The sequence below is a fragment of the Thioclava sp. L04-15 genome, assembly GCF_002020275.1.
In the GTDB taxonomy this organism is placed as follows: Bacteria; Pseudomonadota; Alphaproteobacteria; order Rhodobacterales; family Rhodobacteraceae; genus Thioclava; species Thioclava marina.
Map to the genome: position 1 here is coordinate 201,150 of NZ_MPZW01000002.1, position 12,179 is coordinate 213,328.

At 62.3% G+C, this 12,179-nt stretch carries 10 protein-coding genes and 2 pseudogenes; 6 read left to right on the forward strand and 6 right to left on the reverse strand.

Annotation, left to right across the window (positions count from 1 at the left end; genetic code table 11):
- The first annotated feature begins 57 nt into the window (after window positions 1-57).
- The 5 genes from BMI90_RS07115 to BMI90_RS07135 all read left to right on the forward strand — a co-directional run bounded on the left by BMI90_RS07115 (window position 58) and on the right by BMI90_RS07135 (window position 5,075).
- Window positions 58-1,536 carry a thymidine phosphorylase family protein gene (locus BMI90_RS07115; protein ID WP_246831518.1) on the forward strand — a complete coding sequence of 493 codons (1,479 nt, stop codon included), beginning with the start codon at window positions 58-60 and terminating at the stop codon, window positions 1,534-1,536.
- A complete protein-coding gene (gene prs, locus BMI90_RS07120; RefSeq protein WP_078527641.1) occupies window positions 1,533-2,420 on the forward strand; it encodes a ribose-phosphate diphosphokinase in 888 nt (295 codons plus the stop codon). Before BMI90_RS07115 ends, prs begins: the two co-directional genes overlap by 4 nt.
- 251 nt (window positions 2,421-2,671) lie before the next feature.
- Window positions 2,672-3,088, forward strand: coding sequence for a transposase (locus BMI90_RS07125; protein ID WP_246831505.1), 417 nt, complete (start codon window positions 2,672-2,674; stop codon window positions 3,086-3,088).
- Complete coding sequence (gene tnpB / locus BMI90_RS07130) at window positions 3,088-3,441, forward strand: IS66 family insertion sequence element accessory protein TnpB (RefSeq protein ID WP_078527643.1); 354 nt, start codon at window positions 3,088-3,090, stop codon at window positions 3,439-3,441. The genes BMI90_RS07125 and tnpB overlap by 1 nt, the downstream gene beginning before the upstream one ends.
- 68 nt (window positions 3,442-3,509) lie before the next feature.
- A complete protein-coding gene (locus BMI90_RS07135) occupies window positions 3,510-5,075 on the forward strand; it encodes an IS66 family transposase (RefSeq protein WP_078527646.1) in 1,566 nt (521 codons plus the stop codon).
- Between the two features lie 20 nt (window positions 5,076-5,095).
- Here the strand turns inward: BMI90_RS07135 and BMI90_RS07140 are convergent.
- A pseudogene (locus BMI90_RS07140) lies at window positions 5,096-5,610 on the reverse strand (IS5 family transposase); the annotation flags it as partial.
- Window positions 5,611-5,672: 62 nt separating this feature from the next.
- On the opposite strand from BMI90_RS07140, the pseudogene BMI90_RS07145 reads away from it, so the two are divergent.
- Window positions 5,673-6,419, forward strand: a pseudogene (locus tag BMI90_RS07145) (class I tRNA ligase family protein); the annotation flags it as partial.
- Window positions 6,420-6,587: 168 nt separating this feature from the next.
- Here the strand turns inward: BMI90_RS07145 and BMI90_RS07150 are convergent.
- From BMI90_RS07150 to BMI90_RS07170, 5 genes are all read right to left on the reverse strand, one after another.
- A complete protein-coding gene (locus BMI90_RS07150; protein WP_078527650.1) occupies window positions 6,588-7,010 on the reverse strand; it encodes a CopG family transcriptional regulator in 423 nt (140 codons plus the stop codon).
- A gap of 2 nt (window positions 7,011-7,012) precedes the next feature.
- Window positions 7,013-8,998 carry a conjugal transfer protein TraG gene (locus BMI90_RS07155; RefSeq protein ID WP_078527652.1) on the reverse strand — a complete coding sequence of 662 codons (1,986 nt, stop codon included), beginning with the start codon at window positions 8,996-8,998 and terminating at the stop codon, window positions 7,013-7,015.
- Between the two features lie 26 nt (window positions 8,999-9,024).
- Window positions 9,025-10,779: a VirD2 family relaxase/mobilization nuclease gene (locus BMI90_RS07160; protein ID WP_078527654.1), complete on the reverse strand. Its 1,755-nt coding sequence runs from the start codon at window positions 10,777-10,779 to the stop codon at window positions 9,025-9,027.
- A gap of 243 nt (window positions 10,780-11,022) precedes the next feature.
- A complete protein-coding gene (locus BMI90_RS07165; protein WP_078527656.1) occupies window positions 11,023-11,787 on the reverse strand; it encodes a lytic transglycosylase domain-containing protein in 765 nt (254 codons plus the stop codon).
- Between the two features lie 2 nt (window positions 11,788-11,789).
- On the reverse strand, window positions 11,790-12,125 hold the full coding sequence (locus tag BMI90_RS07170) for a DUF736 domain-containing protein (RefSeq protein WP_078527658.1): 336 nt from the start codon (window positions 12,123-12,125) through the stop codon (window positions 11,790-11,792).
- Window positions 12,126-12,179: the final 54 nt, after the last annotated feature.

Genomic DNA, 12,179 nt, shown 5'->3' on the forward strand with positions numbered 1-12,179 from the left:
ACCGGCGTGATGTCGGTTTGAAAAGACGGAAGACAAAGGGACGTAGAATTGCTGAAGGTGCGCCGCATACCAATCGACACCCATCCCGAGAATACCGCTCTGCTTTTTCGGCACGGCAATGGCTACTCGACCGAGCAGTACCGCGCGCTGCGCAAACTCCGCGTCTGGACCGATGACGCCGAAATTCTTGCCACCTTGGCGCTGGTAGACGACGAGACAATCGTCGGGCCCGATGAAATAGGACTTGGTGAGCAATCTTTTCGTCGCCTTGGCTGCGACGAGGGCAGCGAGGTTTCGATTGAGCAGGCTCCCCCTCCGGCGAGCCTCGAATTCATCAAACGCAAGATCGAAGGCGAGACGTTAGACGAAAGCGAGATCGCAGCAATTGTGCGTGACCTGGCGAGCTACATCTACTCTCCAATGGAGATTGCGGCCTTCCTAGTGGCCTGTGCTGGTTTCATGAGCACACAGGAAACTCTCTCGCTGACGCGCGCGATGATCAATGTTGGAAATCGTTTAGACTGGAAGACACCTTTGGTCGTGGACAAGCACTGCATTGGTGGCATTCCGGGCAATCGGACGTCCATGATCGTCGTTCCGATCATGGCAGCGCACGGCTTGATCTGTCCCAAGACCTCGTCGCGTGCCATTACATCGCCTGCCGGCACAGCGGATACGATGGGTGTGCTTGCCAACGTCGACCTTACGCAAGAGCAGATGAAAGAGATCGTTGCCCAGGAAAACGCCTTCCTTGCATGGGGCGGACGAGTGAATCTTTCTCCGGCTGACGATGTACTGATTTCCGTGGAGCGACCGCTGCGGCTCGACACGTTCGAGCAGATGGTCGCATCAATTCTATCGAAAAAGGTTGCGGCTGGTTCTACACATCTGTTGGTCGATATTCCGGTCGGCCCGACAGCAAAAGTGCGCTCCCAAAGAGATGCCATACGATTGCGCAAACTCTTCGAATATGTCGCTCGCCACCTAGGATTGGAGATCGACGTGATGCTGACGGACGGCTCGCAACCCGTAGGGCGCGGAGTGGGGCCTGTTCTGGAAGCCCGAGACGCCATGGCGGTGCTGCGCAATGATGATGACGCACCGGCGGATTTGCGGGATCGAGCTGTCATGCTTGCAGGGCGCATGCTCGAGTTCGATCCGTCCCTTGAAGGGGGAAAAGGATTTGCCAAAGCCGCCGAACTGCTTTCCTCCGGCGCCGCATTGGCGGCAATGGAGCGGCTGATCAAAGCGCAGGGCCGCCGAGAAGAGCCGCCGCGGCTCGGCATTCACCAGTTTGAGGTGACCTCCTCGAAGTCCGGGTCGGTTGTCCAGATTGATTGCCAACGTATCGCTCGGATCGCGCGACTGGCGGGGGCTCCCATTGATGAAGGGGCAGGCATTGATCTGCTTCGCAAGGTGGGCGCGCAACTACGCGCTGGCGATGTACTCTACCGTATTTACGCCAACTCAGAGGCCGGACTGGCCTTCGCCAGGAAACTTGCCGAGGAACATCCGGCATATGAGATTTCATCATGAGTTGCGCTGTATTCGGTTTTCCTGAATGTACGGTGCAGGCAGTTCGTCTCGCTCAGGAACTCGGGGTCGCCTACCACGACGTCGAGTTGCGCTCTTTCCCTGATGGAGAAAGCCTTGTTCGGGTACCTGCCGCGCCCACCACCGCAATCCTGTATCGTTCGCTTGACCACCCGAATGAGAAAATCATCGAAGTGCTATTGGCCGCATCGGCGTTACGGGGCCAAGGCGTTTCCAGACTGGTGTTCGTCATTCCTTATCTGGCCTATATGCGGCAGGATATCGCGTTCCGACGGGGCGAAGCCATCAGCCAGAAAGTCGTCACCGGTTTGCTGGCACAACATTGCGATGCCCTCATCACTGTCGATCCACACTTGCACCGAACCCGTTCGCTGTCGGTGCTCATGCCATCCATCGAAACTGCCTCCATTTCAGCGGCGCCGGTGCTTTCAACGGCACTTGGCGACGACAGGGATTTGCTCCTCGTCGGACCGGATGAGGAATCCCAGCAATGGGTGGAGGCGATCGCGCACCCCCACGGGTTGGAATTCCTTATTGGCCGAAAGCAACGGCTAGGAGACCGGCACCTGAAACTGGCCATCGAGGGTATTGAGCGAGTATCGGGACGCCCGGTGGTGCTCGTGGATGATCTTGTATCGAGTGGTGGAACCTTGAAGGCTGCCGCGAAACTATTGCACGAGGCAGGCGCTGCGAAGGTCGATGCATTGGCCACGCATTGCATCGCCAATGCGACGGACCTTCAAGAGCTTTCTCAGTCGGGTATTTCCTGTTTTCGAGCGACAGACACCGTACCCGGTTCGGTCAGCTCAGTCCACATCGGTGCAGCTCTTGCGCGAGATATTGAACGGCGTGGTTGGCTATCGTGAAGGTTCTGGCCTGCCAATATAGGACGAAGCCAAACGCCTAGCGACACAGCTTGTGTCGCGCAGGTCTCGAGAGGGTTTTTGTCTTCTCGGTTGACCGACAATGAAGACTTTTCTCGCTCTATCCCTTTCCCACCTCGAATGCAAAAAAGGTAAGTGCTACGCCGACCCCCTCCTGCCATTTGCGACTTGATCCGGCCATTCTGCGCGCATGGGCGTGACGGAGGGTTTGGATTTTGGAAGTAGACGGCAAAATGGGCGTCCAATTGGGCGGCTCTATGGGGGTTGGGGTTTCCCGGCTGGAGGTGATCGAGGGGCCGAGCGGTCGTCGTCGGCGCACGAAGGCAGAGCGGGCGCGTATCGCGGCAGAAAGCATGATGCCCGGGGTGACGGTCACCGAAGTTGCGCGCAAGCACGGCACGACCCGCTGGCAAATCTACGATTGGCGCAAGCAGATACGCAAAGGCAACCTGATGTTGCCCGAGAACTTGGCGGCTTTGCCGTTCTTCGCGGAACTGGTGGTCGATGACAGGGCGGCTGCGGCGTCGGCGGTTGTCACAAGTTGCGATCTCGAGATCCTTGTCGGTGATGTCGTGATCCGGGCGGGTTCTGGTGCCGATGAGGGGCAGCTGACCCGGGCAATCCGGGCGGCACGGGCTGCGGCATCGTGATGTTCGGCCATGGCGGTTCGGTGAAGGTCTTCGTGGCGACCCGGCCGGTAGACTTCCGCAAGGGTATCGATGGCTTGGCACTGGCGGTGCAGGAGATGTTCGGGATGGACCCGTTCTGCGGGGCGGCTTTCGTGTTCCGCGCAAAGCGGGCGGACAGGATCAAGCTGCTGCTCTGGGATCAGACCGGCATGGTGCTGGTTCACAAGCGGCTGGAAGGCGGCAAATTCGTCTGGCCACAGGTGCGCGACGGGGTCATGCGCATGTCCAGCGCGCAGTTTGCAGCGCTTTTTGAGGGCGTGGATTGGCGGATGGTCCGACCCGAACGGGCACGACGCCCGCTGACGGCGGGGTGACAGGTAGACGGCGCCGAAATACCTGTTTTTGCTGGCCTGTAAGGGCATCCTGTGATTCACTTCCTGGCATGGAAGCAGCTGATCTTGCGCGTGAAAATGCCCTGCTGAAGGCCCGCCTCGCTGAGGTGGAGGCGACGCTGGCCGAGACGCAAGAGGCCAACCGGCGGCTGCAGGATATCCTGCACGCGGCGCAGCGCGAGAAATTCGGCAAGCGCTCCGAAAAGCTCTCGCCCGAGCAGTTCAACCTGCCCCTGGAAGATGCCGAATTTGCCCAAGGCGTGCTCGAGGCGGCACAGGAAAAGGCCGAAGCGGCGATGCAGCGGGCGCGCGGGGAAACATCGCGCAAGCCCAAGCGCAACCGTGGGCATCTACCGCCCCATCTGCCCCGGGTCGAGCGCGTGATCGAGCCTGCCAGCACGCTCTGCCCCTGTGGTTGCGGTGAGATGGCCAATATCGGGGAAGACGTCTCCGAACGGCTGGACGTGATCCCCGCGCAGTTCCGGGTGCTGGTCACGCGGCGGCCCAAATACGCCTGCCGCCGCTGTTCGCAGGCCGTGGCGCAAGCGCATGCGCCTGAACATGTGGTGCCTGGCGGTCTGCCCACGGAACTCTTCATCGCCTGGATTATCGTCTCGAAGTTCGGTGACCACCTGCCGTTTTATCGGCAGGCCGAGATCTTCAAGCGGCAAGGGATCGATCTGGACCGCGGCACGCTCGGCAACTGGGTCGGCCGCGCCTGTTTCCACCTGATGCCCGTCATCAACCACATGCGCACGCATCTGCGCGGTGCAGACCGTATCTTCGTGGACGAAACTCGCGCGCCAGTGTTGGAACCGGGCCTGAAACGCACCAAGAGCGGCTTCTTCTGGGCCGTCGTCACTGATGACCGTGGTCATGGCGGGGCCGGCCCACCCATCGTGCTGTTCCACTACGCCCCTGGCCGGGGCAAGGCGCATCCGCTGAAATTCCTCGCCGGATACCGCGGCCGCTTCCTGCAGTGCGACGCCTACCAGTCCTACAACGCGATGACGGAAATCGCGCGCGACAATGGCCCGTGGCAACTGGTCTATTGCTGGACCCATGTCCGCCGCCGCTTCGTGAAACGCTTCGAGAGTGACGGCTCGCCCATCGCCGAGGAAATGCTGCGCCAGATCGCGCTTATTTATCAGATCGAGAAGTCCGTGCGGGGCAAGGAGGCCACTATGCGCCTTGCTGCACGGCGTGAGCATTCGGCCCCGATCATCGCGGCGCTGAAACCCTGGCTGGAAGCCCAGCTCTCGCGCATACCGCAGAAATCCCAGCTCGCCGAAGACATCCGCTACACCTTGGCGCACTGGCCCGGACTGATCCGCTTCCTCGGGGACGGCATGCTGGAGCCCGACACCAACCCGGTCGAGAACCAGATCCGACCGATCGCCCTGACAAGAAAGAATGCTCTATTTGCAGGGAATGAAGTCGGCGCCGAGAACTGGGCCATGCTCGCCTCGCTGGTCGCTACCTGCAAGATGTCCGACGTGAATCCGGTCGACTACATCGCAGCAACCCTGCACGCCATCCTCGACGGTCACCCGCAAAACGGTATCGAAGACCTCATGCCGTGGCGATTCAATCAGCAGTCAAGCCTCGCCGCATAGGGCCACAACGTCGCGCTTACGCCTCTATCGGCCAGCAGCCACCCCGCCTTTGGCAGGCTGCCCAGTAGCGCCGCCGCGCCGGTGTAATCGCTGACCTGGCCCGCCGACATGAAGAACCCGATCGGCCGCCCCTTGGCGTCCGAAACAGCGTGCAGTTTGGTGTTCATGCCGCCTTTGGTTCGCCCGATCTGGCGGGCACGCCCCCCTTTTTGACCCGCAGGCTCGACGCCGTGCGGTGCGCCTTGAGGTAGGTTGCATCGATCATGATAGTCTTGTGTTCGGCGCGCTCGGCGGCCAGGCCCACCATGATCCTGGCGAAGACCCCGTTATCGCTCCAGCGCTTCCACCGGTTGTAGAGGGTCTTCGGCGGGCCGTATTCCTTCGGCGCATCGCACCAGCGCAAGCCATTGCGATTGATGAAGATTATGCCGCTCAGGACGCGGCGGTCATCGACGCGGGGCTTGCCATGGCTCTTGGGAAAGAAAGGCTTGAGGCGCTCCATCTGGGCGTCGGACAGCCAGTAAAGATTGCTCATTGGTCAGTCTCCTTGCGGAGCCTGAATCACGCCCGAAACCTGAAATCAATGGGTCTGGAGCCTACATCAAATCGTTCAATTATCTGAACTATGATGGTGGCCAGTTCTCGACCTCTCAGGGTCGTGGCATTTTCATGGATCAAGCGCTTGCGATTTTGCCGCCAGACTATTGGCGCTGGTGGCTATTGTCTCACGCTCCTGAAAATGCAGACAGCGAATTCACCTGGGAGAACTTTCAGACCTCGATCAACAAGGATCTCGCCGACGTACTGGGCAATTTTGTCTCTCGGGTGACCAAGTTCTGTCGTTCGAAATTTGGCGAAGAAATCCCAGCAGGCGGTACATATGGGGCACCCGAGATCGCCCTGATCACGGAGCTCGAGAAGCGCACCCGAGCGTATGAAAGTCATATGGATGCAATGGAAGTGCGCAAGGCCGCAAGCGAGCTGCGCTCAATCTGGGCTATTGGAAACGAGTATCTGCAAACCGCGGCTCCATGGTCTGTCTTCAAGGAGGACCCCGCACAAGCAGCGGCTATTACCCGTTTGGCTTTGAACATCATCCGGGTCTACGCGGTACTCTCTGCGCCGTTCATACCGGATGCTGCAGCGGCCATGCTCTCGTCCTTGAAGACGAGCGATGTTGATTGGCCTCTCGATATGTCCATTGCCCTTACCAGCTTACACGAAGGTCATGGGTTTCGGGTTCCGGGCATGATGTTCGAGAAGATCACTGATGAAGCCCGCGAAGGCTGGCAGATTCGGTATTCTGGAGTGCATGATCGACCGGACTTCCATTCAGCAGACTAAAGTGCGACTTTTGCGCTGCCGTCCGTCGTTGCCTCCTTTCTCATAGGATTTTCGGCTCAATTCTGACCAGATAGAGTTACGAGAAATTTCCGAGAACAGTGCGGAACAAAAATTGCATGCCCTTACACTAGCGAAACACCACAAGAAATACTACCTCGTTGGCTATCCCTAAACATCCTCCACATCCTCCGACACCTCCTGCCGCAGTTTCGGCCCCTGCGCGAGGCGCCGACCGAGAGCCAAGATGAATGCCTCGTAGCGCTCCCCAGCCTTGGCCCGCGCCGCCTTGGCTGCGGGTTCCGGCAGAGCCGGTGTTGTCGCAAGCCAGAAACGAATAAACACGGCCAGGCTTTCGACGGAGATCCCGACATCGCGTTCCAGCCGGGTGATCCGCCTGTCGATCTGATCCAGGCGCCGGGCCAAAACCGCCTCGCGGCGCTCTGCGTCATCCGGGGAGAGGAAGGATGCGATCGCAGCCTCGGCCACCATCGATTGGGATCTGTCGCGACGGGCGGCGAAGTCTGCCAGCATCTGCATGACCTCAGGATCGAGGTAGACCGAGATCTTCGTCTTCTTGCGGCTGGTGGTCATAATCAAAGCTCCATGCCATCATCGGGATTGAGGGAGACCTGGCGCGCGACACCGCGCATCTGCTGCAGGATGCGCCGATTGCGGATGGCGCCATCGTCCTCATCCTCGGGCGGGTCGAATTCAAACTCGTTCTCAATGGGGGACTGCCTGTCGATCGGCTGACGCTGCGCCAGCTCCGGCTGAAGACGGCGTTCCGACGCTGTCGGGTCCTCATCCTCCGATCCCGCCTCGGAGATTGGCTCCATCTCGTCGTCCTGCTTTGGGACTGCCAGACTGCTCCAGTCATCCTCCCCCGAGGCGTTCACCTCAACCAAGTCGGGTGGCGGCAAGACCCGCTCGGTGAACCGCGCATCTTCGTAATACCGTGCTTTTGTCGCCCGGATCGGTGGTGTGCCGGCCACCATGACGATCTCGTCAGATGGCGGCAGCTGCATGATTTCGCCGGGCGTGAGCAACGCCCGCGCGGTCTCCGATCGGGACACCATGAGATGGCTGAGCCAGGGCGCCAGACGGTGGCCGGCATAGTTCTTCATCGCCTTCATCTCGGTGGCGGTGCCGAGGGCATCAGAGACGCGCTTGGCCGTGCGCTCATCATTGGTCGCGAAGCTCACCCGGACATGGCAGTTGTCGAGGATCGAGTTGTTCGGACCGTAGGCCTTCTCGATCTGGTTCAGCGACTGGGCGATGAGGAAGCTCTTCAGGCCGTAGCCCGCCATGAAGGCCAGCGCACTCTCGAAGAAATCCAACCGGCCGAGCGCCGGGAACTCATCGAGCATCAAAAGCAGCCGATGCCGGTCATCCTTGCCCTGCAGGTCTTCGGTCAGGCGTCGGCCGACCTGGTTGAGGATCAGTCGGATGAGCGGTTTGGTGCGATTGATGTCCGAAGGCGGCACCACGAGATACAGCGTGACGGGGCGCACTCCCCCGACAATGTCACCGATCCGCCAGTCGCAGCGGCGCGTGACCTGAGCGACGACAGGGTCGCGATAGAGGCCAAGGAAAGACATTGCCGTCGAAAGCACACCGGAGCGTTCATTCTCAGACTTGTTGAGCAACTCGCGGGCGGCACTGGCGACCACGGGATGCGGCCCCGTCTCGCCCAGATGCGACGTCCGCATCATCGCCCGGAGCGTCGACTCTACAGGACGCCGCGGGTCGGACAGGAAGTTGGCGACACCGGCCAGCGTCTTGTCCTTCTCGGCATAGAGGACGTGCAGGATCGCACCGACGAGCAAGCTGTGGCTGGTCTTCTCCCAGTGGTTCCGCCGCTCCAGACTTCCCTCGGGGTCGACAAGGATGTCGGCGATGTTCTGGACATCGCGAACCTCCCACTCCCCGCGGCGTACTTCGAGCAAGGGGTTGTAGGCCGAGGAGTTCGGATTGGTCGGATCGAACAGCAGGACCCGACCGTGCCGGGCGCGGAACCCGGCGGTCAGCTGCCAGTTCTCGCCCTTGATGTCATGAACGATGGCCGAGCCGGGCCAGGTGAGAAGCGAGGGTACGACGAGCCCTACCCCCTTGCCGGATCGCGTCGGGGCGAAGCAGAGCACATGCTCCGGCCCATCGTGGCGCAGATATTCCCGCTCATAGCGACCGAGGACCACTCCATCCGGGTCAAGCAATCCAGCCGCCTTCACCTCGCCCTTCTCGGCCCATCGGGCAGATCCATAGGTCGCGACGTTGCGGGCCTCGCGGGCGCGCCAGACCGACATGGCGATGGCTACGCCGATCGCGATGAAGCCCCCCGAGGCAGCGATGATCCCACCCGTCGCAAAGACCGGTGGCGCGTAGGCCTCGTAGAAATACCACCACCAGAAGATGGCCGGTGGATAGTAGACGGGCGTCCCGAACAGCACGAACCAGGGCGGGCCCAGCTGTGCCTGATAGCCAAGGCTCGCGGCCACGTATTGCGTCGCTCCCCAGGTGGTGGCCAGAATGATGAGGAAGACGATGGAGATCTGCCCCCAGAGGATCTTGGTCGCGGACATGACTGTCGCTCCTTTCCGGTGTTTGATCAGAGGCCGAGGCCGCGCTTGCGGCCGAAGTCCCAATCGACCCCGCCGTCCCCGCGTGCGACGCCGGTGACATCCCGGCCGAGATGCTTTTCGAGGGAGGGGGACCAGGGCACCAGCTGGAAGCCGAGCGCGCCGTCAGCTCCATAGCCCTCGATCATCGCAAAGCGACCCGAGGCCAGCGCGAGACGCTGGCGATAGAGGCCGCTGACGTAGTCGCCCGCCCCCGTCTTGCTGAACGGCAACCCGGTTTCCCCTGAGAGCCGCTGGCCAACCGCCTGCAGCTCCCGGTCGCGCAAGGTTCCAAGCAGGCGCCGGGCAAAGACCACTCTGCCGCCCCTCTGCTCGGCCAGCCCCACCGAGGTCAGATGATCGGCGCGCGCGTCCAGGGCCTGCCGGACCTCGGCACCGAAGCCATGGTCCGACAGGGCGAGCGGGTCCCGCGCGATTGCCTGCCGGTCGAGCCAGGTGGCCCCGGACGCGGTAATCTGCGCAGCAAGGTCCGGGTCGGACCGGACCGCCAGCGCAACGCGACGCTGGCCGCGCGCATCGTCATAGGTGCGGAGCTCCACGATCGAGCCGGCGGCGCCGTCGCCGGCGGCGTCGAGATGAGGCAATCGGATATGGTGGCTCCGGCCATCGACGCCATCGACGACGGCATAGGCTGTCCCCTTCAGTTCGTCATCCAGACCGCGCTGGACCAGACGACCGATGACGGGAACATCGAGGCTCTCCGCGGCAAGGACGTAACTCGAGGACCCGCGCTCGATCCCCCGATCCGTAAGCGCCCGATGCATCCGCTTGATGATGTCGCCACGCCCCCCCATCTCCCGCAGGACCGCTTCGGCATCGTCCCTGATGTGCCATTGCGCCTGTCCGATCTGGTCAGCAACGCCGAGGACTTCCAGCCGGCGCAACCGCCCGACCTTCAGCGCGTGAAACGCATCCGGCTGCCGATCCGCATCCGGCGCCATGTCGAGGATGCGCGAACGCCCCGCGTCCCGCAGCAACTGACGGTCGAGCTGCGTCCAGCGCTCGGCCCCGATCTGACGTTCAAGTGTCCGGCGGATATCGAGATCACTGCGCGGGCCCAGTTCCTGGGTGATGAGATCCCGTGCCCTGTCCCGTATGCCCTCCTTGATGTAGTCCCGCGAGATCACGAGATCCTGGCCGTCGTCGCGCACACCCCGAACGATCAGATGGACATGGGGGTGGGCGGTGTTCCAGTGATCGACACCGACCCAATCAAGCGCCGTGCCGAGATCCTGCTCCATCCGCCCGACGAGATCGCGGGTGAAGGATTGCAGGTCAGACATGTCGGGCGCGTCGTCGGGTGAGACGATGAAGCGGAAATGATGACGGTCATCGCGACACCGCCCGGCAAAGGCCCGGCCATCGGCATCCTCCGTTCCCGGCCCGAAGAGCCTGGCCTTCTCCCCGTCCCGGGTCACACCGTCCCGGTGGAGGTAATCGAGGTGGGCTCCGAGAGGCGCGGACGTCCCGCTGTGCCGCACTACACGCGCCTTGACCACCGCGCCGCGCGTGCGGGCGGTAATGAGGCGGTTGGCCTGAATACTGGCGCGTTGACCGCGCCCGAAGCGGGACCGATTGCCCGGGGTGACGCGCCCGGCCCGCGAGACACCACCCCCGGCCTTTTTCGCGGCAGCCAGAGCCTGTGCGATGAAGGGCCGGGCCTGCTGCGCACGGGTGGAGCGGATACGCCCCGGGCGGATGCGGAACTCGCGATCATCGGGCATGGGAAATCCCCGCACAGTGCGAAACAACGCAAAAGATCAGAGTGTTAGGCACATTTCGCACGCTGCGCGCACGCGCCATACGGTGCGGAACGCAGCAAAAACATGAACAAAAACAACCGCCCAACCGCCGCGCACCGTGCGCCCTTTTATCCTGCCATCCTTCGGTCGTGGTGCCCGCCACCACTCCTTGCGCCCTCCAAGACACGCCAGAGTACGATGGAGCGCGAAGTGCGATCTCCCGGGTCATGGCTGGACCTCACCAGTCTCCCGCCGGACAAAGAGGCCCTCAGGCTGCGGGGTGAGGCCCGCCTGCGGCGCCGCCGGGACGGGTGAAGCAGCGCCGCCGACCGTTCGGTCAGGCAATACAGGATCGGTCGCAGACGCGCCGTCTTCGCGGCTGATGAAGAGCGCCGCCTCACGCCAATCGAGTTGCCGGGCTGCAGTGATAGCGGTGCCCGATGGCCGCTCGCCAAGCAACACGGGCGCAAGCGCAGCGACATAGGCGCGCGTCTCGGCCGGCAACGGACGATCCGCCAGTCGGTAGTCTTCGTAGCGAGCCGGACCGGCATTATAGGCCGCCAACATCGCCACGACATTGCCATAGCGGTCCCACATCTCGCGCAGATAGGCCGTGCCCGCGAGGATGTTGTCACGCGGATCGTAAGGGTCTCGGCCAAGTCCATGACGGATGCGCAGCCCGGCCCAGGTGTCGGGCATGACCTGCATCAGCCCCATCGCACCCGCGGAAGACACCGCGCGCAGATCGCCCGCGCTCTCTGCCCGCATCACGGCCATGATCCAGGTCGTCGGTATGCCGAAGCGCTGCGATGCCTCGGTGACCTGGGCGGCGTAGGGATGCACGGCGATTGCGTGTTCGGACACAGCGGTTTGCGCCAGAAGCGGCTGCGTGGCGGTGACCGGGATGAGGAGGCCGGAAAGAAGAAGGAGGAGAATGCGGTGGCAGATGCCACCGCTCCCCGAGGCGGGACGGGTGCAGGACGCGATCATCGTCAGTCCTGCTCGTCGCGCTTCTTCGGGCGGGTCCAGTGCAGCCCCCAGTCCCTGCCCTCCTCATCCGACTGGAACAGGCGGGCGCGGATCGGATGCCGGAAAACCGGGTCATTGAGCAGGACCGAAACGAAAGCCCCTGCGGTTTCGCCTGTGTGTTTCCAGCCCGCGCCAACCTCCGGGCCCTCCTCGTCACCGAGGTGGATACGATAGGCGGGAGCTTTCTCGGTATCGACGTTATCGGTTGGAACAAAGGTCAGTTCCAGGTCCAGAGAGAGCGTGCGAAGCTGTCCGGAATAGCCGGACGGGGTGCGTGTGAATTGACCGATCTGTGGCATTGGAGGTTCCTTCTTCATGCGGTGAGTGGGATGCGGGCCGCTGGCACGTCCCGC

Bases quoted from the DNA above. Each gene is read 5' to 3' on its own strand.
- prs (WP_078527641.1), top strand. From the start codon at position 1,533: ATGAGTTGCGCTGTATTCGGTTTTCCTGAATGTACGGTGCAGGCAGTT.
- BMI90_RS07125 (WP_246831505.1), top strand. From the start codon at position 2,672: ATGGGCGTCCAATTGGGCGGCTCTATGGGGGTTGGGGTTTCCCGGCTG.
- tnpB (WP_078527643.1), top strand. From the start codon at position 3,088: ATGTTCGGCCATGGCGGTTCGGTGAAGGTCTTCGTGGCGACCCGGCCG.
- BMI90_RS07135 (WP_078527646.1), top strand. From the start codon at position 3,510: ATGGAAGCAGCTGATCTTGCGCGTGAAAATGCCCTGCTGAAGGCCCGC.
- BMI90_RS07150 (WP_078527650.1), bottom strand. From the start codon at position 7,010: ATGACCACCAGCCGCAAGAAGACGAAGATCTCGGTCTACCTCGATCCT.
- BMI90_RS07155 (WP_078527652.1), bottom strand. From the start codon at position 8,998: ATGTCCGCGACCAAGATCCTCTGGGGGCAGATCTCCATCGTCTTCCTC.
- BMI90_RS07160 (WP_078527654.1), bottom strand. From the start codon at position 10,779: ATGCCCGATGATCGCGAGTTCCGCATCCGCCCGGGGCGTATCCGCTCC.
- BMI90_RS07165 (WP_078527656.1), bottom strand. From the start codon at position 11,787: ATGATCGCGTCCTGCACCCGTCCCGCCTCGGGGAGCGGTGGCATCTGC.
- BMI90_RS07170 (WP_078527658.1), bottom strand. From the start codon at position 12,125: ATGCCACAGATCGGTCAATTCACACGCACCCCGTCCGGCTATTCCGGA.